Below are 21,463 nucleotides of genomic sequence, written 5' to 3' on the forward strand. Positions count from 1 at the left end.
ATTGGTCAACTCGACATCGGGCGAACCAAGGTGCTGCTGCACTTGGAAAACCTCGGCATCGAGAAACAGTTCTACGCTGCCATCACTGCCGGATGCGCGTGCTCGCTGGATCGTAGAGCGGCTTCAGGCTGGCGGTCGCCGGTATCCTCTGGCCCGCAACCTCGATCTCGTAGCGCGAGGCCAGGAGATCGGCGTCCGTCGCCCCGGGCGCACGGGGCACGTATCCCAGGCCGATGGCAGCGCCGAGATGATGGCCGTAGCCGCCGGACGCCAGATAGCCCACGACCTCGCCGTCCTTCAGGATGGGCTCGGCATGATAGAGCAGGGGCTGCGGATCCAGGAGCTGAAACTGCAGCAGCCTGCGGCTGAGGCCTGCCTGCCGTTTCTGTATGACGGCGGTGCGGCCGAGGAAGTCGCCGAACCGGCCGGGCCGTTTGTCGACCTTCACCGCAAACCCCAGGCCCGCCTCCAGCACGTGGTCCTCGTCGCTGATGTCGTGGCCGAAGTCGCGATAGGCCTTCTCCAGCCGCAGCGAGTTCATGGCGTGCACGCCGGCCAGGCGGAGCCCGTAAGTCTCGCCGGCTCCGGCCAGGAGATCGAAGATCTGCCGCGCGAACTCGGTGGGCATGTAGAGCTCCCAGCCGAGCTCACCCACGTAGGTGATGCGGTGCGCGCGCACCAGCGCCATGCCGAGCTCGATCGTGCGGGCGGTCCCGAAGGGGAAGGCCGCATTCGACAGGTCCGTCGTCGTCAGCGATTGCAGGAACTCGCGCGAGCGCGGCCCCATCACGGCGAGGCAAGCCTCGCCGCTCGTGACGTCCAGGGCGGTACAGTGAGCGTCCGCCGGGATGTGCCGCCTGAGCCATGCGAGGTCGCGGGTCACTGCCGCTGCAGCTGTGATCACGAGGAACGAGTGCTCGCCCAGGCGCGTGACGGTGAGGTCGGCTTCGATCCCGCCACGCTCGTTCAGCCACTGCGTGTAGACGATGCGCCCCGGCTCGACGGCGACGTCATTGGCCGAGACGCGCTGCAGCACGGACTCGGCGTCGCGGCCCTCGACGCGGAACTTGCCGAAGGCGCTCATGTCCAGCATGCCGAGGCCGGTGCGGACGGCGCGATGTTCCTCGGCCGAATATTCGAACCAGTTCTGCCGCTGCCAGGAATAGCGATAGGCTGGGGCCACGCCGGGCTCGCGCCGGTCGGCCGGCTGGAACCAATGCGCGCGCTCCCAGCCCGCCGTCTCGCCGAAGCAGGCGCCGCGTTCCTTCAGGCGCTCGTAGAAGGGCGTGTGGCGCACGCCGCGTGCCGAGGTGAACTGCCGGTACGGAAAATGGTCAGCATAAAGCAGCCCCAGCGTCTCCGTCACCCGCGCTTCGATGAAGGATTTCGTGGACTGGTAGGGGAAGGTCCGCCGCACGTCGACGTCCCACAGGTCGAAGGGCGGGGCGCCGCCCACGATCCATTCGGCCAAGGCCTTGCCGGCGCCGCCGGCCGACTGGATGCCGACGGAATTGAAGCCGCAGGCGACGAAGAAGTTGCGGACGTCCGGAGCTTCGCCCAGCAGGTAACGGTCGTCGTGGGTGAAGCTCTCCGGCCCATTGAAGAAGGTATGGATGCCGGTCTTCTCCAGGATGGGCATGCGCCGGGTCGCCGTCTCCAGGATCGGCGCGAAGTGGTCGAAGTCTTCCGGCAGCTGGTCGAAGCAGAAGTCTTCGGGAATGCCGTTCGTCGCCCAGGGCTTCGCGACCGGTTCGAAGGCGCCCAGCAGGATCTTGCCGGCATCTTCCTTGTAGTAGGCGCATTCGTCCGGCACGCGTAGCACCGGCAGGGTACGCGACAGGCCAGGAACCTGCTCCGTGACGATGTAGAAATGCTCGCAGGCCTGGAGCGGCAGCGGAACGCCCGCCATCCTGCCCACGGCGCTGCCCCACATGCCGGCGCAGTTGACGACGAACTCCGCCTCGATCGAGCCCTTGTCCGTGGCGACCCCGGTCACGCGGTCTCGGTCCTTCGTGATACCGGTGACCCGCGTGTGCTCGAAAATCTTAACACCAAGCTGGCGCGCGCCCTTGGCGAGGGCGAGCGCGATGTTGGTCGGATCGCCCTGGCCGTCCTTCGGCAAGGTCACTGCGCCGACCACGCCCTCGACGTTTAGGAGGGGGTGGAGCGCGGCGGCCTCCGCGGCCGAGATGGTTTCGATCTCGACGCCGAAGGAACGCGCCATGGAGGCGCCGCGCTTGAGCTCCTCCAGGCGCTCGTCGGTGAGGGCGACGGTGAGTGAGCCGTTGCGCTTGAAGCCGGTCGCCAGGCCGGTTTCCTCTTCCAGCCGGCCGTAGAGTTCCTGGCTGTACTTGGCGAGCTTCGTCATGTTGGCGGTCGCGCGAAGCTGCGCAATCAGTCCCGCCGCGTGCCAGGTCGTGCCCGAGGTGAGCTGCTTGCGTTCCAGCAGGACGATGTCGGTCCAGCCGAGCTTCGCGAGATGATAGGCGACCGAACATCCGATGACGCCGCCACCGATGATGACGACGCGGGCATGGCTTGGCAGTGCGTTCACGAATCTGTCCTGATCTTGAGGAGGCATGCGCCGAAGGCGCCGTCGAGTTGGGCTTCGTCGAGGCTGCCCAATCGTCCGATCACGACGATTTCGGCGCCCATCGTATCCGGCGCACCGTCCAGTGGATCGATGCCGACGACCTCGCCGGCGCGGTGCAGTGCGACCCGGCGGCCGGCACCCGTGGCGACGATGCCCTTCACGCGCACGACGCTGTCGGGCAGGCCGGCGACGACGATGCGCAAGGCCTCGATGTCGACCGGCGCGTCGGTCCGCCAGACATGGCTTGCGAAGAGGGAAGTGGCGGCGTCGACACCGGCCGATGCGCAGGCGGGCAGGCGTCCGCGCCGAGGCGTGCCGTGGGCGAACAGATCCGCGGCGTCCACGCGCCCTTGCAGGACTTCGATCATGCGCGCGCCCGGGGCCTGTGCCGTCGCGAGCGAGCGGGCGTCTTTCACGCCCGCCGGGCCGGCGAGATCGATCTTCGTCAGGACGACGAGGTCCGCCGCGGCGAGCTGCCGGCGGACCAGGCTGCCCACGAACTTGTCGCGGGCGCGGGCGCGGACCGTGGCGGCGTCTGCGACCACGACGATGGCGCCAGGGGACAGGCCGGGCGATTTCGCCAGCGCCGCGATACGGGCCGGCTCGGCGACACCGCTCGCCTCGATCACGATCTGCTCGTATCGGTCGGCGCGGCCGGCGAAGCGATCCAGCGCCATCGCGAGATCGCCGGCGACCGAACAACAGGCGCAACCGTTCGCCAGGGTCACCACGTCATCGTCGCGCGAGACGATCAGCTGCTCGTCGATCGAGGTTGCACCGAAATCGTTGACCAGCACGCCGATCCTGAGCCCGTGGTCGCCCGCCAGCAGGCCGTTCACGACGGTCGTCTTGCCGGCGCCGAGATAGCCGCCGATCGTGGTGACGGGAACAGGGGTCATCTCTTGCCCAGCGGATAGGGCTGTCCCTCGAACACCGTGCCCCAGATGGGAATGTCGCGCAGCGCCAGCGGTGCCACCTCGTAGGGATCGGCCTCCAGCACGGTGAAGTCGGCCTTCTTGCCGCTGCTGATGCTGCCGATCTCGTGTTCGAGGCCCATCACGTAGGCGGCATTGATGGTGATTGCCCGCAGCGCTTCGTCCAGCGAGACCCGTTCCTGCGGGCACAGAACGTCGCCGGCGGCATTCACGCGGTTGAGGGCGATCCAGGCATTCTGCAGCGGCCGGGCGGGCGCCATTGTAAAATCAGAATGGAGTGCGAACGGCACCCGGTTGCGCGACAGCGATCCCAGCCGGACCATCTGGCTCGTCCGTTCATGGCCCACGCCGCGGCGCGCGTAGATGTCGCTCAGCTCGTACACATAGTAGGGATTGGCCGAGACGAGGGCGCCGAGATCGGCGATGCGCCTCGCCTGGGCGGAAGTCGAAATGCCGAAATGCTCGATCGTGAAGCGATGGTTGATGCGCGGGCGTTCCCATTGCAGCTTCTCCAGCACGTCGAGCGCCAGTTCGACGCCGAGATCGCCCGTGCAATGGACGTGGATGACGTAGCCGTCGTTCCACAGCGCGCGGGCCGCCTTTTCGAAGGCCTCCGGCGCCATCAGCCATTCGCCGTCATGGCCGTCGATGTAGCCGGGACCGCCGAGCTGCATGAGTTGCGAGAAGAAGGCGCCGTCGGTGAACAGCTTGACGTGCTTGCCGAAGCGCAGCCGGCGCCTGTTGCGTTCCGGAAGCGCGGCGAGTTGTTCCAGCCGCAGGCCTGTGCCCGCGAAGGCCACGTGCGGAACGAACTCGACCCGGAAGGGCGTGTCGTCGTTGTCGAAGGCCGCGACCGAGCCGGCCCACTCGGCCTCGGGGTCGAAGATGCCGAACGCCATGTCGCCGACCGTCGTATGACCGCCCAGATGGATGACCTCGGCGGTGCGCTTCATCGCCGGGCCCCGGCGCTGCGCGGAAAGGAGGTAGGCGGAGAGCTTCGCGCGCACGAAGCGGTTGCCGGCCTCGTAGAAATGGCCACGGGCGATATCGACCTGGTGGGCGCCCCGCAGCTTTTCCCGGTCGAGCTCGAAATAGTCGAGGGCGGCGCCGTTCATGTTCGTCTCGTGGAACGACCGGTGGACGACGATCAGGGGACGCGTCCTCGAGATGGCGTCGAGGTCCTGGAGCCAGATCTCGCCGTGCCAGTCGCGATGATAGCCCCAGGTGAAGAGCGGCTCCCTGGGATCAGGATTGGCCTCATGCAGCTCCTTCAGGCGCGCGAGGAACGCATCGCGCGTGCGTACCGGCGCGACCGTCCGGTCGGGCAGCTGCCACTCCATCGCCGTGACGAACTCGCACTGGAGCAGATAGGCCGCCATCGATGGATGGAGGTGCGGGTCGATGAGGCCCGGCATCAGCACGTGCTTCTCGAAGGTCCGATCGATCGTGTGGGGATGGGCCTCGAGCCACGGCCGCAGTGTTTCGAGCGTGCCGACCTCGACGATCGAGCCGTCGCGCACGGCGACGGCCGTGGCCTCAGGCAGCGACGGCTCCATGGTCCGGATCTTGCGGGCAACAAAGACGGTCATTCTCGACATGAGCTGCACCCCCAGCGGGCGGCCAAGCCGGCCTCCGCGAAGATAGTCTAGGGCAGCGTCGATCCGGCTATGTATACTTTTGGGTCAAATCCGTGTCTGATTTGGCCGGAGCCTTCTCGATGACCTCCCTCCCTCCCAAGCGTACCACCACACAAGCCGCCGAGTTGCTGCCGAGCCCGATCGCGGTCCTGCTGATCCCGCAGTTCACCTCGATCGCGCTGTCGTCGATCATCGAGCCGCTGCGCATTGCCAACCGCTACATCGCGCGGCCCTATCGCTGGGCGCTGGTATCGGCCGACGGTGAGCCGGTGCCCGATCGCAACGGGGTGAAGGTGGCGGTCGACAGTGCTTTGGGCGATGTCGGCAACATCGGCACCCTGCTGGTGGTAGCCGATGCCCAGCCAACGCGGCGCCTGGAGCGGGCGATCCTGCCGACCCTGCGAAGGCTGGCCCGGGCCGGTGCGACGGTCGGCGGCGTCGATACGGGGCCGCTCGTCCTGGCGCGCGGCGGGCTGCTCGACGGTCTCTCGGCGACGGCCCATTGGGAGGTGCTGCAGACCTTTCGCGAGCAGTTCCCGCGGGTGAACGTGACGGAGCGTCTGTTCGAGGTCGGCAGCCGGCGCTGCACCTGCGCCGGCGGTTCGGCGGCACTCGATCTCGTCCTCAAGGAGATCGAGGTCCGGTTCGGCAGCCAGCTCGCCTTGAGAGTGTCGGAGCATTGCATGCATGGGCTGCCGCGACCGGCCGGAGCGGCGCAACGCGATCTGCCCGGTGCGGTCGGAGCCCGGCAGGGGCGCAAGCTGGCGCGCGCCATGCAGATGCTGGAGGAGGACGGCACGAGGCTCACGCGCATGGACACGGTCGCGCAAGTGATCGGGGTTTCGCGGCGCCAGCTCCAGCGCATCTTCGCTGACAAACTCGCGACCAGCCCGGCGCGCTTCCGCCGCAAGGTCAGGCTCGACCGGGCGCACCAGATGCTCGCCAATGCGGAGGCCTCGGTAACCGAAGTCGCGATGGCGACCGGCTTCAAGTCGCGATCCTACTTCTGGCGCTGCTATCGAAAGGAGTTCGGCCGCCCGCCCAGCAGCGACAAGCGCTGACAAGTTTTGGCGCAAAAGGAGACATTCCAGGCCGAGACGTGCACGTTTGCGGGAGGTGTGAAGCTATCGTTTCAGCCTGGGTACAGGATGGGGGATCGGCCATGCGGCGAGCGATAGCGGCTTTCATCACGACACTCGCCATCGCGTCGGCGGTCGCAGTGCCGTCTACGGCGCAGGAACCTCGGCGCGGCGGCACCCTTGTCATGGGGCAGTCGACCGGCACCACCAGCTTCAACAACGCCGTCGGGTCGGGAACCGGCATCATGGTACCGGGCGCGCAGATCTTCGCCAGCCCGGTCATGCACGACGACAAGTGGAACCCCAAGCCGTACCTCGCCGAGTCGTGGGAACTCTCGGCCGATTCCCTCTCGATGACGCTGCACCTGCGCAAGGACGCCTTGTTCCACGACGGCAAGCCGGTGACTTCAGAGGACGTCGCCTTCTCGATCCTGACGATCCGCGACAACCATCCCTTCAACACGATGTTGGCGCCGGTCGACCGCGTCGACACGCCCGATGCCGCCACCGCCATCATCCGCCTCAAGCATCCGCATCCCGCGCTGCTCTATGCGATGGGCCCGCCGCTGATGCCGATCCTGCCCAAGCACATCTACGGCGACGGCCGGCCGATCAAGACCCATCCGAACAACAGCAAGGATGTCGTGGGCTCCGGCCCGTTCAAGCTGGTGGAATTCAAGCCGGGCGACCAGATCGTCCTGGAGCGTTTCGACAGGTTCTTCATCAAGGACCGGCCCTATCTCGACCGCATCATCCTGAAGACCTATCCCGATTCGCAGACCTCGATCCTCGAACTCGAGGCGGGCCGGCTGCTGCTGCAACCCTTCTTCAATCGCGTGCTCGAACTCGACCGCGCCAAGGCCAATCCGCAGCTCGTCATCACCAACGAGGGCTACGCGGCGGTGGGCGGCATCAACTGGCTGCTCTTCAACAACAAGCGCAAGCCGTTCGACGACGTGCGGGTGCGCCAGGCCTTCGCCTATGCCATCGACCGCGACTTCATCGTCAAGGCGCTGCACAAGGGCCTGTCGAAGGTGGCGACCGGTCCGATCCACAGCGGCTTCCCGCAGTACTCGCCGGATGTCACCAAATACAGCCTCAATCTCAAGAAGGCCGAGGAACTGCTCGATGCCGCGGGCCTCAAGAAGGGACCGGACGGCATCCGTCTCAAGGTGACGTGCGACTACTATCCGGGCGACGAGGACGGCCAGAAGCGACTCGCCGAGTACATGAGGCCGGCGCTCAAGAAGATCGGCATCGAAGTCGAAGTGCGTGCGCCTGCCGACTTCGCGGCCTGGGCCAAGCGCATGGCGACCAAGGACTTCGACATCAGCATGGATGCAGCCTTCGCCTGGGGCGATCCGGTGATCGGTGTCAACCGCACCTATCTCTCGAGCAACATCCGGCCGCTGGTCTTCACCAACAACGCCCAGTACGAGAACCCCAAGGTCGACGAGCTGCTCGATGCCGCCGGCCGCGAGCCCGACGCCGCCAAGCGCAAGGCCCTCTATGGTGAGTTCCAGAAGATCGTCACGGCCGATCTTCCGCTCTTCTGGCTGACCGAGTTGCCCTACCACACGATCTACAACAAGCGGGTCCACAGTCCGCCGACGACCATCTGGGGAACGGCGTCGCCGATGCTGGACGTCTGGCTCTCCGAGAAGTAGGCACGGCGTGGCGCTGATCCTCTTCGTGGCGCGGCGCCTGTTCTATGCAGCGATCCTCGTGATCGGAGTGCTGGTCCTGAGCTTCCTGCTGATCCGGCTGGCGCCGGGCGATCCCGTCGACACGCTGGCGGGCCAGATGGGGGGGATGACGGAGGAAATCCGGGCCGGCCTGCGCAGCGAATACGGGCTGGACAAACCCACGCTCGTCCAGCTCGGCATCTATCTCGAGCGCTTCGCGTCGGGAAACCTCGGCTACTCGTATTTCTTCAACCTGCCGGTCCTGTCGCTGATCCTTCAGCGGCTGCCCGCGACCCTGCTTCTGGTGCTGACGGCGCTGGTGGTGGCGGTCCTCAGTGGTACGACACTCGGCGTGCTGGCCTCGCGGCGGCCCAACGGTCTTCTTTCGCAGTTCATCACCGTCGTCTCGGTGATCGGCTACTCCGCGCCGGTCTTCTGGACCGGCATGCTGCTGATCATCCTGTTCGCGTCAGTCCTTCCCATCCTGCCGGTCTCGGGCATGAACGCCGCGGCGGTCAGTAGTGGGTGGCTGCTCGATTCGGTCGACGTCGCGCACCATCTCGTGCTGCCGGCCGTATCGCTGGCGGTGGTCTATCTCGCCCAGTACAGCCGGCTCACCCGGGCGAGCATGCTCGATGTGCTGGGCTCGGACTATGTCCGTACGGCGCGGGCCAAGGGCCTGGAGGAGCGGAAGGTCTTCTTCAAGCATGCCTTCCGCAACGCCGTATTGCCGATCATCACCATCGTCGGTCTCCAGTTCGGAAATCTGCTGGCGGGGGCCATCGTGGTCGAGACCGTGTTCAACTGGCCGGGACTGGGCCGCCTCGCCTTCGATTCGGTGCTGCGCCGCGATTATCCCACCTTGCTCGGCCTGCTGTTCTTCTCCTCGCTTCTGGTGATCGTGGCCAACCAGCTCGTCGACGTCTGCTATCGCCTCGCTGACCCGCGGATCAAGGCGTCATGAGCATCGCCGGCGTTCCGAGGACGGAGCATCCGTCGCTGGAGGCGATGCGAATGTTTGCCCGCAGCCCGGTCGCCGTGGGCGGCCTGGTGTTGCTGATGTCCATCCTGCTGGTGAGCCTGGTCGGTCCGCTGGTCTATGTCGCCGATCCCTTCGACATCGTGGCCGCGCCGCTGTCGCCGCCATTCAGCGAGGGCGCCTTGCTGGGCTCGGACCAGCAGGGCAGGGACGTGCTGACTGGCCTGATCTACGGCGGGCGGGCGACCCTCACGGTGGGCGCCGCCGCCGCGCTGATCTCCGTCGTGATCGGCATCACGATCGGCGCGGCTGCGGGCTATTTCGGCGGTACGATCGACGAGGCGCTGATGCGCTTCACCGAGTTCTTCCAGGTCCTGCCGTCGCTGCTCTTCGCGATGGTCCTGGTGACGCTCTTTTCGCCGACCCTGACGACCGTCGTGGTGGCGATCGGCGTGGTGAGCTGGCCCGGTACGGCCCGCCTCACCCGCGCGGAATTCCTCAAGATCAAGCAGTACGATTTCGTCGCCGCCGAACTGGCGATCGGGGCGCGGCGAGGACGCATCATGTGGAAGGTGATCCTGCCCAACGCCCTGCCGCCGCTGGTCGTGTCAGCCACCCTGGCCGTCGGCGCGGCGATCCTGTTCGAAGCCAGCCTGTCGTTCCTGGGGCTCGGCGATCCCAACCGGATGAGCTGGGGGCTGATGATCGGATCGAGCCGGTCCTACATGCTGTCGAGCTGGTGGGCCGTGACTTTTCCCGGCCTGATGATCTTCCTCACCGTGCTGGCCGTCAGCCTGATCGGCGACGGGCTGAACGACGCGCTCAATCCGAAGCTTCGGGAGCGCCGCTGATGGCGGGGGATGCGACGAGCCTTCTCGACATCTCGGGCCTGTCCGTCGAGTTCCGCGGTGGCGGCCGCACGGCGCGCGTGCTGAACGATGTGGCGCTCACGCTCGCGGCCAACGAGACCCTGGGCATCGTAGGTGAATCGGGTTGCGGCAAGAGCATGACCGCGCTCGCCATCCTGCGGCTCGTGCCATCGCCGCCGGGCCGCATCACCGGCGGCCGGATCGTGTTCGAGGGCGAGGATCTCCTGCAGGCCTCCGGGCAGCGCCTGCGCGACGTTCGGGGCCATCGCATCGGCATGATCTTCCAGGAGCCGATGACTTCGCTCAACCCCGTGCTGACGATCGGCGACCAGCTCTCCGAGACCCTGGTCAAGCACCTGAAGCTCGATGCCCGCGCGGCGCGCGCCCGGTCGATCGAGCTCCTGAAGGCGGTCGGCATTCCCGCGCCCGAGCGCCGGGTCGACGAATATCCGCACCAGCTCTCGGGCGGCATGCGTCAGCGGGTCATGATCGCCATGGCGATCGGCTGCGAGCCGCGGCTCCTGATCGCCGACGAGCCCACCACCGCGCTCGACGTCACGGTCCAGGCGCAGATATTCGAGCTGCTGCGCGAATTGCGTGCCCGCAGCGGCATGGGATTGATCCTCATCACCCACGACATGGGGGTGATCGCGGAGATGACCGATCGCGTGGCCGTCATGTATGGCGGCCGGGTCGTCGAGGAGGCTCCGACCGCGGATATCCTGTCGGCACCGGCCCATCCCTATACGCGCGGCCTGATCGCCTGCGTGCCCGACCTCGATGCCGAGGATGCACCGGGGGCCGACCTGCTGGAGATCGCCGGCATGGTGCCGTCGGTCTGGGACCTGCCGAAGGGCTGTCCCTTCGCCGACCGTTGCGCCGAGGCCATGCCGCGCTGCCTCGCCGAGATGCCGCCCACGACCGTCCTGGCCGCCGGGCACAAAGTGGCCTGCTGGCTGCACGCGGGAGCGGCGTCGTGAGCGCGCCCCTGGTGTCCGTTCGCGATCTAAAAGTCCACTTCGCGCGGCCGAATTTCAATCCGCTGAAACCTCGTGAGACCGTGCGCGCCGTGGACGGCGTCTCGTTCGATGTCGAGAGGGGCACGACCCTGGGCATCGTCGGCGAATCGGGCTCGGGGAAGACGACGGTGGCGCGTGGCCTCCTGCGCCTGGTGCCGATCACGTCGGGCCACATCACTATTGGCGGAACCGATGTCACGGCGCTGGGCGGCGAGGAGATGCGCCGCATGCGCCGGCACATGCAATACGTCTTCCAGGACCCGTACTCTTCCCTCAATCCGCGGGTAAGGGCCGGCGCCATCGTGCGCTCGCCGCTCGACGTGCTGGGGATCGGCACGCCCGCCGAGCGCGAGGCGCGGGTGACCGAGCTGTTCGCGGCGGTGGGCCTGCGGCCCGAGAGCCAGGAGCTCTTCCCGCACCAGTTCTCCGGCGGCCAGCGCCAGCGCATCAACATCGCCCGCGCCCTTGCGCCGGCGCCGGACCTGCTGGTCTGCGACGAGCCGGTATCGGCCCTCGACGTGGCGATCCGCGCGCAGATCCTCAACCTGCTGCAGCAGCTCAAGCGCCGGCTCGGCATCACATACATCTTCATTTCCCACGACATGGCCGTGGTGAAGCATGTCGCCGACGAGGTCGCGGTCATGTATCTCGGGCAGATCGTCGAACGCGCCCCGCGCACGGCGTTCTTCGCGCGGCCGCTCCATCCCTACAGCGTGGCACTGATGTCGGCGGTGCCGACCGTGCGCGGCGGCCGCCAGCGCGCGGCCAGGCGCATCCGCCTGACCGGCGATCCGCCCAGTCCCATCGATCCGCCACCCGGCTGTCGCTTCGCGGCGCGATGTCCGGCGGCGGAACCGGCTTGCCGGCAGATTATGCCCAAGCTGCGCGAGGTGGCACCCGCGCAATGGGTGCGCTGCCATCGGGTCGAGGCGGTGGGGGAGGCGATCCGGCAGCCCCTCGAATGAGGCCGGGACTGGTGGAATAGTATTTGCTGATGGCTGCGCGAGCTACCGCGCAATCAATTTACATCGAGAGAGGATGATCATGGACGGACTGCACGCCAACTCGCTCCATGCGCGGGACCAGCGCTACCTGGTGCACCAGCAGACGGAGCTGAAGACCTATCGCGAGCAGGGCGGCACGCTCATGGCTCGCGGCAACGGCATTCATGTGATCGACGAGTCGGGCAAGGAGTATATCGAGGCGATGGCGGGCCTTTGGTGCGCCTCGCTGGGTTTCAGCGAGAAGCGGCTGGCCGAGGCCGGCTACAAGCAGCTGCTCGATCTGCCCTATTACCATACGTTCTTCGACAAGGGGCATCTGGCCAGCGTCGACCTCGCCGAGAAGCTGCTGTCGATCGCGCCCAAGCCCATGAGCCGCGTGCTCTTCCAGTGCTCGGGCTCGGAGGCCAACGACGCGGCCATCAAGCTCGTCTGGTACTATCACAACGCCATCGGCAAGCCGGAGAAGAAGAAGATCATCGGCCGCGAGCGCGGCTATCACGGCAATACGGTGGCCTCGGTCAGCGTCTCGGGCCAGCCGCACATGCGGGCGGGCTTCGACATCCCGCTGCCGATGTTCAAGCACACCGACAATCCGCACTACTACCGCTTCCACAATGAGGGCGAGACCGAGGAGCAGTTCGCCGACCGCATGGCCGCCAACCTCGAGGCGCTGATCCTCGCGGAGGGGCCCGACACTGTCGCGGCCTTCTTCGGCGAGCCGGTGCAGGGCGGCGGCGGCGCCATCACCCCGCCGCGCACCTACTGGGAGAAGATCCAGAAGGTGCTCCGCAAGTACGACGTGCTGCTGATCGCCGACGAGGTGATCGCGGGCTTCGGCCGCACCGGCAACATGTGGGGTTGCGAGACCTACGGCATCCAGCCCGACATGATCTCGTGCGCCAAGGCGCTGTCGGCGGCCTACCAGCCGATCTCGGCGCTGATGATCTCCGACAAAGTCTACGATGCCGTCGAGAGCCTCAGCGCCACCAACGGCACGTTCGGCCACGGCTTCACCTATGGCGCCCATCCGGTCGCCTGCGCGGTTGCGCTGGAGACGCTCAAGATCTACGAGGAGCGCGACATCGTGGGCCAGGTCCGCAAGGTGGGACCGGTCATGCAGGCGGGGCTGGAGAAGTTTCGGGACCATCCGCTGGTGGGCGATGTGCGGGGCGTGGGCCTGTTCACCGGTGTCGAGCTGATGAAGGACGCTCTCGCGCGCACGCCGTGGGCGCCCGAGCAGAAGGTGGGCACGATGGTGATGGACCATGCGCTGCGTCATGGGCTGATCGTCCGTGCCATCGGCGACCGCATCGCCTTCACGCCACCCCTCATCATCACCGAGGAGCAGATCGGCGAGATGTGCAAGCGCTTCAGGCTGGCGCTCGACGACGCGAAGAAGGACCTCGGGCTGTAGGGGCAATCCCAAGACCGCCCGGCGGATGTAACGTTTTCGGACATCCGCACGAATACAAGGGCGAGGGACGGTCACGCCGGCCTCTCGATATCTTTAGTTGGATATGGAGATGGCCGGGCCCACATGTCGGCAGACCCTCACGGTTTGAGAGGAGGTCGTCATGTCGGATTCCGTCCTGCCGAACAGAAGGAACGTCCTGACGCTGGGGGCCGGCGTCGGACTTGCCGCCGCGGTACTATTCGGGGCCATGCCGTGGCGCGCGCGGCCCGCCGCTGCCGAAGCTTCCTTCAAGGTGACCCGCCCCGACGCCGAATGGAGGAAGCTCCTGGCGGCGCCGCAATACGCAGTACTGAGGGGCAATGGCACCGAGCGGCCCTATTCGAGCCCGCTGAACGACGAGCACCGCAGGGGCACTTTTTCCTGCGCCGGATGCCAGCTCGCTCTGTTTTCGTCGGCCACCAAGTTCGACAGCCGAACCGGCTGGCCGAGTTTCTGGGCACCACTCGACGGGGCGGTTGGCACCGAAACCGACACCACGTTCTTCATGAAGCGCACTTCGGTGCATTGCGCCCAGTGCGGCGGTCATCTCGGGCATGTCTTCGACGACGGGCCGAAGCCGACCGGCCTGCGCTACTGCATGAACGGCGTGGCCATGACCTTCGCCGTCGCGGCCACCTAGCGTCACGTCTGCAACATCAAGAGGAATCCATGGCCGGTATCCGCTTCGATAGAGGCCGCCGCGCGGCACTCCGCCTTTCGGGATTGGCGCTCGCGGGCGCGACGCTTTACGGCATCTGGCCCGCCGGGGCGCAGGAGGCGATGGTCGTGGTGCCCGCGCCAGCGCTCGACGAGCGCAAGCCCGGGGCCACGACGGAGACCGCGGTGCTGGCGGGCGGCTGCTTCTGGGGCGTGCAGGCCGTGTACCAGCATGTGAAGGGCGTAAGCCGCGCCGTTTCTGGTTACGCCGGCGGCCCCAAGGACAAGGCGTTCTACGATATGGTCACGTCAGGCCGCACCGGACATGCCGAGGCCGTCGAAGTGACGTTCGATCCGAGCATCGTCAGCTACGGCCAAATCCTGCAGATCTTCTTCTCGGTGGCCCACGACCCGACGCAGCTCAATCGCCAGGGTCCCGATGTCGGCACGCAATACCGCTCGGCCCTGTTCTTCGCCGATCCGGCGCAGCGCCGGATAGCCGAGGCCTACATCGCCCAGCTCGACCAGGCCCGCGTCTTCCCGAAGAAGATCGTGACGCAGCTCAACGACGCCATGCCCTTCTTCGCCGCCGAAACCTACCACCAGGACTACGCCACGCTGAATCCGAACAGCCCCTACATCCGTCGCTTCGACCTGCCCAAGATCGAAGGGCTGAAGCGCCTGTTTCCGGCGGCATGGCGCGCCGATCCAGTGCTGCTGCGCGTGGCCGGCGGCAAGGTCAGCCAGTGAATCCGGCCTGCGACGCGCCGCGGTGAAAGCCGCCGCCCGGTGAGGCATAGTGCGTCGAAATCTCAGGGAGACGACGCATGGTCAAGCCGGTTCGCAGGATCGTGACAGGCCACGACGAGGCGGGGCGCTCGGTGTTTCTCGAGGATGGGGCGGCGCCGCATCCTTTCTCGCCGTCGCACTCGCCCAATGTCGGGTTGACCAATCTCTGGCTGCTCGACGCGATCCCTGCGTCGAACGGGGAAGGGGAGCCGGATCCGACAGCCCGGCCCTTCAAGCTGGAGCCGCCGCCTGCCGGCAATGTCGTGCGCGTCGTTGAATTCCCGCCCGACAGGGAGCGCAACTACGGCAACCAGGCTGAGGTCTTCCGCCAGTACGGCGCGGTGCAGGCGCATGACAAGGCCGCTCGCCATCCCGGCTTCCACAAGACCCACAGCGTCGACTACGCCATCGTGATCGAGGGGGAGATCTGGGCGCTGATGGATGTCGGCGAGACCCTGATGAGAGTTGGCGACGTGCTGATCCAGCGCGGGACCAACCACGCCTGGGCCAACCGCACCGACCGCATCGCCCGCGTCCTGTTCGTTCTGAACGGTGCCGCGCCGACCTGATCAGCCGCCCGGCGTCCTCGCGTCGGCCGCTGCGACCGCGAAGCCCCTGATCGGATCTCCGCATGTCAGCCCCTCGCCCGTGCCGGCGGGAACCTGTGCCACTCAATTGCATTGTCTCTGAAATGCCACCCGGAGGTTCATATGCGCTCGGTCATCGCTCCCGCCGTTCTTCTCGTCGCGGCCGGGCTCGCTTTCCCGGCACTCGGTAAGGACCGGCCTGTCACGGATCAGGAACGGGTGACGCTCCAGGCGGCCGTGAAAGCCGCGGGCTGCACGGGCGGCGAGATGGAGTTCGACGACGACAAGGCGACGGCGCATCCCGCCGGCAAGTTCGAGGTCGACGACGCGATGTGCGGCAACCAGAAGCACGATCTCGTCTTCGATACCGACTTCAAGATGCTATCCAAAAAACCCGACTGACCACGCGGACCTCAGCCCGGCAACTCCTGTGGCTGCCAGCTGGACGCGGCCTCTCGCGCGATGCGGGTGAAGTTGCGCAGCAGAACCGACGAATTTCCGGTGCGCCATACGGCAACGACCGGCAGCGGTGCAGGCTTGTCTGCGACCGCCAGGCAGCGGAGCCCCGGCATACTGAAGCTGGTCACCGTGGATGGCGAAAGGGCGACGCCCAGGCCTGCCCCGACGAAGCTCGCGACGGTATGAATCTGGTCGGCGTACTGAGCGATGCGGGGCTCAAATCCCGCGCGCCGGCACATCTCCATCACCCGGGCGTGAATCAGCGGCGAACCGGCGCGGGAGTACATGACGAAAGGCTCGGCGGCGAGTTGCCGGATGGTGGTCGTTCGGCGCGCCGCGAGGGCGTGATCAGCCGGGACGAGAGCAAGGAATGGCTCGCGTATCAACGTCACCATCTGCAACGCCCGACTGCTGATCGGTGGACGCAGCAGGCCGACATCGATGATGCCGTTCTCGAGGCATTTCACCTGGTCGGGATTGCGCATTTCGCGCAGCTCGAGTTCGACGTCGGGAAAGGCAGCGCGAAACCGGACGACGATGCCCGGGAGGATCGTGAAAGGGGTCGAGCGCACGAAGCCGATGACGAGGCGGCCGGTCTCTCCGGTTCCGAGTCGACGTACGTCGGCTTCGGCCTGTTCGGCGCCGTCCAGAAGGCGCCGCGCGCGCTCGTAGAGCAGCAGTCCCGCCTCGGTAACTTCAAATTTCTTCTGGCCCCTGTGGAGCAACACGACGCCCAGTTCGCGTTCCAGCTTCTGGATCTGACGGGTGAGGGGAGGTTGGGCGATGCCCAGCGAAACGGCGGCTCGCCCGAAGTGGCCCTCGCGCACCACGGCGCTGAAATAACGAAGTGTTCTCAAGTCCATCGATTGATACCATAATGGTATCGGCGCGAGCCGCCAACGATATTGGACGTACTGTCCGAAAGGGGGCAACGTCGAGTTGCAGGGTGCCTGTGTCTGGGGAGGCTGGCCCGATCCATCGAGGAAGGGCCGGAGTCCGACGGGCCGGTCGCGTCGGCGTGGTCCGGAAAGCGTTTCCAAGCGTACGAACTATCTCGGCGGGAGTTCGTCGAAGGCACACCGACCCGCCTCGCGGGCTCAAGACTATTGTGAAGAGAGATAAATGGCTAAATCACATCCTGTCGACGCGCATGTCGGTATCCGCATGCGTCAGAGGCGCACCCTGCTCGGCATGAGTCAGACCAAGCTGGGCGACGCCGTCGGCCTCACCTTCCAGCAGGTCCAGAAGTACGAGCGCGGCTCGAACCGTGTCGGCTCGAGCCGGCTCTACGAGTTCGCCAAGGCGCTCGACGTGCCGGTTTCCTATTTCTTCGACGAGATGCCGGGCAACGTGCTGTCCGGCCGGCCGATGGCGGCGAAGGTGAAGAAAGGAAGCGGCTTCGGTGAAGCCGGAACGCCCTTCGCCTCGGAAAAGGACCCGCTGATCAAGCGCGAGACGCTGCAGCTCGTACGCGCCTACTACAAGATCCGTGAAGGCGCGGTGCGCAAGCGCATCTACGAGCTGGTCAAGACCATGGGCGCGGCCAGCAACATCGAGCGCGCAAAGAAGAAATAGATGTTCATGTTCCCCTCCCCCTATCGGAGGAGAGGAACATGAGGGGAATCACGCCGCCAGCAGATGCTCCGCGATCTGCACGGCGTTGAGGGCGGCGCCCTTCAGCAACTGATCCCCTGCGACGAACAGCGAGATCGAATGGCCGCTCGGGTCGCCAAGGTCCTGGCGGATGCGGCCGACCAGGATGTCGTCCTGCTGGCTGGCGTCGCGCGGCATTGGGAAGATGTTGCGCTCGCGGTCGTCGACGACCCGCACGCCGGGCGCGTCGGCGAGCAGCGCACGGACGCGGGCCTCGTCGATCGGGTTCTCGCACTCGAAGGCGACGGCGGCGGCGTGGGCGCGCAGCACCGGCACGCGCACGCAGGTCGCAGACAGCCGCAATTCCTCGTCGCCATAGATCTTGCGGGTCTCGCGCATGACCTTGGTCTCTTCGTCGTTGTAGCCGGTCGCGGGATCGATCGCGGTATTGTGGCTGAACAGGTTGAAGGCATAGGGGTGTGGCAGAACCCTTGGCTGGAAGCTGCGGCCGTCGAGGTAGGCGCGCGTTGAATCGGCCAGCTCATCCATCGCCGCGGCGCCGGCGCCCGAGGCCGCCTGGTATGTCGCGATGGTCATGCGCCGGATGCGGTTGTGCCGGTGGATCGGCCACAGTGGCGTGATCGCGATGATGGCTGCGCAATTGGGATTGGCGACGATACCCTTGTGGTCCGCGATGGCGTTCGCATTGATCTCGGGAATCACCAGCGGCACCTGGGGGTCCATCCGGAAGGCCGAGGAATTGTCGACCACGATGGCGCCGGCTGCGACGGCGACGGGGGCGTAGCGCTTCGAGATGCTGCCGCCGGCCGAGAACAGGGCAATGTCGACGCCCTCGAAGCTCTTCTCGGTCAGCTCCTGGACCACCAGGGCCTTTCCGTCGAACGACAGCTCGCGGCCAGCCGAGCGGGCGGAAGCCAGCAGGCGCAGCTCCTTCACCGGGAAGCGACGCTGGGCCAGGCAGCGCAGGAACTCGACACCGACGGCGCCGGTCGCGCCGACGATTGCCACCGTGAGGGGTGCCACTGTGAGAGGTCTCGAAGCCATGTCTGTCTCCTTCGTTGAAGCCGGGGAGACGGACACCTGGAAAGACAAAGGCCCCGTCCGAAACCGGCGGGGCCTGTGAGGTTGTCCTATGTCACGTTCGACTTTACGCGCACATCCTCGCCGGCCCACCGAAGGTGGTCGTTTTGGCGGTCGTGGTCGCTTTGGTCGCGAAACGCATCATGGTGCCGAGGATATAGGGCAGGGACCGGCCGGGTGTAAAGGCCCGGCCGTACCACCTAGCCTGCGCGCAGGAACGGCTTGTCGCCGCAAATGGTGATGCGGTGGCCGTACCGACGGTGCGGGAAGTAGTCGAACATGGCGTGGTGCTGGACGCAGCGATTGTCCCAGAAGGCCACCGAGTTGGGCTGCCACTTGAAGCGGCACTGGAACTCGGGCGTCTCGATGTGGCGGTAGAGCATCTCCAGCAGCGCATCGCTCTCGTGGCGCTTGAGCTGCGGGATGCGCAGGGTGAAGCCGCGGTTGACGTAGAGGCTCTGCTTGCCGGTCACCGGATGGGTGCGCACGATCGGATGCTCGGCGTTGGGGAACTTGATGTCGTCGCGGTCCGTCGCCTTCACGCGGTAGTAGTGCGCCTTGGAACTGTCGTGCAGCGCGGTCAGCCCCTGCAGCATTTGCTTCATCGGCTCGGAGAGCGTTTCGTAGGCGCGGTACATGTTGGCGAACAGCGTGTCGCCGCCGCCCTCGGGCGGGACTTCGGTGAGGTAGAGGATCGATCCCATCGGCGGTTCGAGGTCGCACGACACGTCGGAATGCCATTCCTCGCCCGCGACATGCTTCGAGTGCTCGTCGGCCTTGATCACCAGGATCTCGGGATGCTCGGGGAAGGTGATGGGGGCATTGGGATGGACGTGCAGTTGCCCGAAGCGCCGGCCGAATTCCTTGTGCTGGTCGATCGACATCTTCTGATCGCGGAAGAAGATCACCAGATTCTCCATCAGCGCGTCGTGCACTTCCTGGAACTGCTGGTTGCCGAGCGGCGTGCCGAGGTCCACTCCGAATACCTCCGCCCCGATGGAGGGGGTCAGCTTGCGCACTTCGATCGACTGATAGGCCATTGGTGTTTCCTCCTTTTCCGGGAGGATAGGCTGGGGGACGTTGCCCGTCCCCCGCAAAAACATTCGATGCGGGAAATCCGGGCCGCCGGCGGCGGAATCCGCTAAACTGTGCCGGCGATGAGGATCGACGTCGACCATTACCTCGTGCTGGGCGTGTCGCGGACGGCGGATGCGGCGATGATCCGTGCCGCCTATGTGGCATTGGCCAAGCGCTATCATCCCGATGTGGCGGCTGGGAATCCGGAGCTTGCGGCGTTCAATTTCCGCCAGATTACCGACGCCTACCAGACGCTCTCCGATCCGGACGCGCGTGCACACTACGATGCAAGGGTTCGAGCGGCGCTCGATGCCGAGCGGATCCGGCGCGAGCAGGTGGCGCAGGCCGCTGCGGCGGCGTGGGCGGAGAAATCGGCGGCGAAAGGGACAATCGCAGAGAGACTGTTCGGCGGTTCCGCGTTCAAGGCGGCCACGAAACCTGCCGTCAAATCGGTGGCCGAGCGGCCAGCCGGCTCGTTGCTTCAGCTCAGGCCCACGCCGGCGCCGGCCGATCTGCCGCACGCCGATGCGATGGCGCGGCGTCGTTCGATCCTGGTCGTCGCCGTCGTGCTGCTGACCTTCATCGGGGTCGGCGGCTATCTTGCGACGCGCGCGGTGAAGGGGCCGGGACTGCAGGTCATGGCGGCCGAAACCGCGCGGCCGGCCGAGACGGGGCCAGCGGTCGAGCCGATGCCGCAAGCCAAGCCGAAGCCCAAGCCGGTCCCGCCGGTCAACCAGCCGAGCCAGCTCGCGCCCTGGGGCTTGCCGCCCTCGGCACCGCTGCCCGGCCCTATGGCAGGCCGTTCGGCAGTGCTGGCGCCCGTGCCGCCCCTGAACGTCGATGGCCAGTCGGTCTGTGTCGCCGACGACGGCGCAAAGTTCGCCATCGTCAATCGAGGCGGCGAGCCGACCGTTATCTACAATGGCGCGCCACCGGTGCGCGCCTCGGTCCAGCTGGCAGACCGCTATCTCGTCGTGCTGAACAACATCGTGCCGAGCGATACGATCATCATCGGCATCAAGCGCGGGCTGGAGACCGGGACCTACATCTATTACGCCGATACAAGAGGTGCGATCATCCAGACCGTCACCGCCCGATGCGTCGGGCAGGCGTACTAGCTACTTCTTTTTCATACTCTCGAGAGTCGGCAGCCGGTACCGATCTTCCGGATCGTTCCAGCCCTTGTAGTTGGGTTTGCGCTTCTCCGCGAAGGCGGCGCGGGATTCCATCAGATCGCTCTTGGCGCCATGCTCGTGCAGCGCGGCGGCCAGTTGCTGCATGTCGGGGCCGGGAGCGGGGCGCATCTGGCGCATCATATGCACGGTGTTGACGCGAGACGCTGGTGGCAGGGTCAGCAGGTGCTCGGCCATCGACATCGCCGTCGGCATCAGTTCGGTGGCGTCGACCAGGCGGTTGAGGAAGCCGATCTCGTAGAAGCGTTGCGCGGTGAAGCGGAAGCCCAGTGCCATCTCCATCGCCACCGGATAGGGCAGGTTGGCGATGTGGCCGTGATTATAGCCGCCCAGCAGCCAGCGCTTGGCCTCGGAGACCTCGAACACCGCCTCGCGCACGGCGACGCGCAGGTCGGTGCGCTCGACCAGCATGAAGCCGCCGCCCATGGCGAAGCCGTTGATCGCAGCGATCACCGGCTTCTCGAGCTTGCCGGACATGAACGGGTCCTCGATCTCGGGCCGGCGTCCGCCCGGCGTGCCGTCCTTGAGCGACTCCTTCATGTCCTCGCCGGCGCAGAAGCCGCGACCGGCGCCGGTGAAGATCGCGACTTCCAGCTCCCTGGACGTGCGGAACGCGTTCCACGCTGCCGACAGCTCCGTCCGCATCTCGTGATTGAGCGCATTCAGCCGGTCCGGCCGGTTCATGCGCACGACGAAAATCTGCCCGTGCTTCTCGGTTTCGACGACAGCCATCTGTTGCTCCTATCCGTCCAGT

At 66.4% G+C, this 21,463-nt stretch carries 20 protein-coding genes; 13 read left to right on the top strand and 7 right to left on the bottom strand.

Going from position 1 to position 21,463, the window contains the following annotated elements; genetic code table 11:
* Window positions 1–82 precede the first annotated feature (82 nt).
* From Q0Q48_RS18495 to Q0Q48_RS18505, 3 genes are read right to left on the bottom strand one after another with little or no spacing between them, the layout of a single operon-like run.
* Window positions 83–2,554: an FAD-dependent oxidoreductase gene (locus tag Q0Q48_RS18495; protein WP_295140682.1), complete on the bottom strand. Its 2,472-nt coding sequence runs from the start codon at window positions 2,552–2,554 to the stop codon at window positions 83–85.
* Window positions 2,551–3,492, bottom strand: coding sequence for a GTP-binding protein (locus Q0Q48_RS18500; RefSeq protein WP_295140685.1), 942 nt, complete (start codon window positions 3,490–3,492; stop codon window positions 2,551–2,553). The genes Q0Q48_RS18495 and Q0Q48_RS18500 overlap by 4 nt, the downstream gene beginning before the upstream one ends.
* The gene (locus Q0Q48_RS18505) at window positions 3,489–5,117 is read right to left on the bottom strand and encodes an amidohydrolase (protein WP_295140688.1); all 1,629 of its coding nucleotides are present in this window, start codon (window positions 5,115–5,117) and stop codon (window positions 3,489–3,491) included. Before Q0Q48_RS18505 ends, Q0Q48_RS18500 begins: the two co-directional genes overlap by 4 nt.
* A 128-nt stretch (window positions 5,118–5,245) precedes the next feature.
* Here Q0Q48_RS18505 and Q0Q48_RS18510 point away from each other — a divergent pair, with 128 nt between their 5' ends.
* The 11 genes from Q0Q48_RS18510 to Q0Q48_RS18560 all read left to right on the top strand — a co-directional run bounded on the left by Q0Q48_RS18510 (window position 5,246) and on the right by Q0Q48_RS18560 (window position 15,688).
* Complete coding sequence (locus Q0Q48_RS18510; RefSeq protein ID WP_295140691.1) at window positions 5,246–6,226, top strand: GlxA family transcriptional regulator; 981 nt, start codon at window positions 5,246–5,248, stop codon at window positions 6,224–6,226.
* Window positions 6,227–6,327: 101 nt separating this feature from the next.
* Window positions 6,328–7,911 carry an ABC transporter substrate-binding protein gene (locus tag Q0Q48_RS18515; protein ID WP_295140693.1) on the top strand — a complete coding sequence of 528 codons (1,584 nt, stop codon included), beginning with the start codon at window positions 6,328–6,330 and terminating at the stop codon, window positions 7,909–7,911.
* A gap of 7 nt (window positions 7,912–7,918) precedes the next feature.
* Window positions 7,919–8,893 (top strand): ABC transporter permease, encoded by a 975-nt coding sequence (locus Q0Q48_RS18520; protein ID WP_295140695.1) that lies wholly within the window; start codon window positions 7,919–7,921, stop codon window positions 8,891–8,893.
* Window positions 8,890–9,759, top strand: coding sequence for an ABC transporter permease (locus Q0Q48_RS18525; RefSeq protein WP_295140697.1), 870 nt, complete (start codon window positions 8,890–8,892; stop codon window positions 9,757–9,759). The genes Q0Q48_RS18520 and Q0Q48_RS18525 overlap by 4 nt, the downstream gene beginning before the upstream one ends.
* Window positions 9,759–10,757: an ABC transporter ATP-binding protein gene (locus tag Q0Q48_RS18530; protein ID WP_295140699.1), complete on the top strand. Its 999-nt coding sequence runs from the start codon at window positions 9,759–9,761 to the stop codon at window positions 10,755–10,757. The genes Q0Q48_RS18525 and Q0Q48_RS18530 overlap by 1 nt, the downstream gene beginning before the upstream one ends.
* Complete coding sequence (locus Q0Q48_RS18535) at window positions 10,754–11,761, top strand: oligopeptide/dipeptide ABC transporter ATP-binding protein (RefSeq protein ID WP_295140702.1); 1,008 nt, start codon at window positions 10,754–10,756, stop codon at window positions 11,759–11,761. The genes Q0Q48_RS18530 and Q0Q48_RS18535 overlap by 4 nt, the downstream gene beginning before the upstream one ends.
* A gap of 79 nt (window positions 11,762–11,840) precedes the next feature.
* The gene (locus tag Q0Q48_RS18540) at window positions 11,841–13,214 is read left to right on the top strand and encodes an aminotransferase (RefSeq protein WP_295140704.1); all 1,374 of its coding nucleotides are present in this window, start codon (window positions 11,841–11,843) and stop codon (window positions 13,212–13,214) included.
* Between the two features lie 247 nt (window positions 13,215–13,461).
* Window positions 13,462–13,893 (top strand): peptide-methionine (R)-S-oxide reductase MsrB, encoded by a 432-nt coding sequence (gene msrB, locus Q0Q48_RS18545; RefSeq protein ID WP_295140934.1) that lies wholly within the window; start codon window positions 13,462–13,464, stop codon window positions 13,891–13,893.
* Window positions 13,894–13,922: 29 nt separating this feature from the next.
* A complete protein-coding gene (gene msrA / locus Q0Q48_RS18550) occupies window positions 13,923–14,660 on the top strand; it encodes a peptide-methionine (S)-S-oxide reductase MsrA (protein ID WP_295140707.1) in 738 nt (245 codons plus the stop codon).
* Window positions 14,661–14,737: 77 nt separating this feature from the next.
* The gene (locus Q0Q48_RS18555; protein ID WP_295140709.1) at window positions 14,738–15,268 is read left to right on the top strand and encodes a cupin domain-containing protein; all 531 of its coding nucleotides are present in this window, start codon (window positions 14,738–14,740) and stop codon (window positions 15,266–15,268) included.
* Between the two features lie 141 nt (window positions 15,269–15,409).
* The gene (locus Q0Q48_RS18560) at window positions 15,410–15,688 is read left to right on the top strand and encodes a hypothetical protein (RefSeq protein WP_295140712.1); all 279 of its coding nucleotides are present in this window, start codon (window positions 15,410–15,412) and stop codon (window positions 15,686–15,688) included.
* Between the two features lie 11 nt (window positions 15,689–15,699).
* Here the strand turns inward: Q0Q48_RS18560 and Q0Q48_RS18565 are convergent, their stop codons facing one another.
* A complete protein-coding gene (locus tag Q0Q48_RS18565; protein WP_295140714.1) occupies window positions 15,700–16,608 on the bottom strand; it encodes a LysR family transcriptional regulator in 909 nt (302 codons plus the stop codon).
* Between the two features lie 259 nt (window positions 16,609–16,867).
* Between Q0Q48_RS18565 and Q0Q48_RS18570 the strand changes: the two genes are divergently transcribed.
* Window positions 16,868–17,320 (top strand): helix-turn-helix transcriptional regulator, encoded by a 453-nt coding sequence (locus Q0Q48_RS18570; RefSeq protein WP_295140717.1) that lies wholly within the window; start codon window positions 16,868–16,870, stop codon window positions 17,318–17,320.
* 48 nt (window positions 17,321–17,368) lie between these two features.
* Here the strand turns inward: Q0Q48_RS18570 and Q0Q48_RS18575 are convergent, their stop codons facing one another.
* Together Q0Q48_RS18575 and Q0Q48_RS18580 are read right to left on the bottom strand one after the other, a co-directional pair.
* Window positions 17,369–18,403 carry an aspartate-semialdehyde dehydrogenase gene (locus Q0Q48_RS18575; RefSeq protein WP_295140720.1) on the bottom strand — a complete coding sequence of 345 codons (1,035 nt, stop codon included), beginning with the start codon at window positions 18,401–18,403 and terminating at the stop codon, window positions 17,369–17,371.
* 236 nt (window positions 18,404–18,639) lie between these two features.
* Window positions 18,640–19,479, bottom strand: coding sequence for a TauD/TfdA family dioxygenase (locus Q0Q48_RS18580; protein ID WP_295140723.1), 840 nt, complete (start codon window positions 19,477–19,479; stop codon window positions 18,640–18,642).
* Window positions 19,480–19,596: 117 nt separating this feature from the next.
* Between Q0Q48_RS18580 and Q0Q48_RS18585 the strand changes: the two genes are divergently transcribed.
* Complete coding sequence (locus Q0Q48_RS18585) at window positions 19,597–20,634, top strand: J domain-containing protein (protein ID WP_295140726.1); 1,038 nt, start codon at window positions 19,597–19,599, stop codon at window positions 20,632–20,634.
* On the opposite strand, the gene Q0Q48_RS18590 is transcribed toward Q0Q48_RS18585, so the two are convergent.
* Window positions 20,635–21,441 carry an enoyl-CoA hydratase-related protein gene (locus Q0Q48_RS18590; protein ID WP_295140729.1) on the bottom strand — a complete coding sequence of 269 codons (807 nt, stop codon included), beginning with the start codon at window positions 21,439–21,441 and terminating at the stop codon, window positions 20,635–20,637.
* Window positions 21,442–21,463 lie beyond the last annotated feature (22 nt).

The sequence above is a fragment of the uncultured Reyranella sp. genome (assembly GCF_945957355.1).
Lineage (GTDB): Bacteria > Pseudomonadota > Alphaproteobacteria > Reyranellales > Reyranellaceae > Reyranella.

Coding starts and splice junctions, on each gene's coding strand:
- Q0Q48_RS18525 (WP_295140697.1), top strand. CDS start 8,890: ATGAGCATCGCCGGCGTTCCGAGGACGGAGCATCCGTCGCTGGAGGCG.
- Q0Q48_RS18505 (WP_295140688.1), bottom strand. CDS start 5,117: ATGACCGTCTTTGTTGCCCGCAAGATCCGGACCATGGAGCCGTCGCTG.
- Q0Q48_RS18530 (WP_295140699.1), top strand. CDS start 9,759: ATGGCGGGGGATGCGACGAGCCTTCTCGACATCTCGGGCCTGTCCGTC.
- Q0Q48_RS18510 (WP_295140691.1), top strand. CDS start 5,246: ATGACCTCCCTCCCTCCCAAGCGTACCACCACACAAGCCGCCGAGTTG.
- Q0Q48_RS18540 (WP_295140704.1), top strand. CDS start 11,841: ATGGACGGACTGCACGCCAACTCGCTCCATGCGCGGGACCAGCGCTAC.
- Q0Q48_RS18500 (WP_295140685.1), bottom strand. CDS start 3,492: ATGACCCCTGTTCCCGTCACCACGATCGGCGGCTATCTCGGCGCCGGC.
- Q0Q48_RS18515 (WP_295140693.1), top strand. CDS start 6,328: ATGCGGCGAGCGATAGCGGCTTTCATCACGACACTCGCCATCGCGTCG.
- msrB (WP_295140934.1), top strand. CDS start 13,462: ATGCCGTGGCGCGCGCGGCCCGCCGCTGCCGAAGCTTCCTTCAAGGTG.
- Q0Q48_RS18570 (WP_295140717.1), top strand. CDS start 16,868: ATGGCTAAATCACATCCTGTCGACGCGCATGTCGGTATCCGCATGCGT.
- Q0Q48_RS18590 (WP_295140729.1), bottom strand. CDS start 21,441: ATGGCTGTCGTCGAAACCGAGAAGCACGGGCAGATTTTCGTCGTGCGC.
- Q0Q48_RS18580 (WP_295140723.1), bottom strand. CDS start 19,479: ATGGCCTATCAGTCGATCGAAGTGCGCAAGCTGACCCCCTCCATCGGG.
- Q0Q48_RS18585 (WP_295140726.1), top strand. CDS start 19,597: ATGAGGATCGACGTCGACCATTACCTCGTGCTGGGCGTGTCGCGGACG.
- Q0Q48_RS18565 (WP_295140714.1), bottom strand. CDS start 16,608: ATGGACTTGAGAACACTTCGTTATTTCAGCGCCGTGGTGCGCGAGGGC.
- Q0Q48_RS18555 (WP_295140709.1), top strand. CDS start 14,738: ATGGTCAAGCCGGTTCGCAGGATCGTGACAGGCCACGACGAGGCGGGG.
- msrA (WP_295140707.1), top strand. CDS start 13,923: ATGGCCGGTATCCGCTTCGATAGAGGCCGCCGCGCGGCACTCCGCCTT.
- Q0Q48_RS18560 (WP_295140712.1), top strand. CDS start 15,410: ATGCGCTCGGTCATCGCTCCCGCCGTTCTTCTCGTCGCGGCCGGGCTC.
- Q0Q48_RS18575 (WP_295140720.1), bottom strand. CDS start 18,403: ATGGCTTCGAGACCTCTCACAGTGGCACCCCTCACGGTGGCAATCGTC.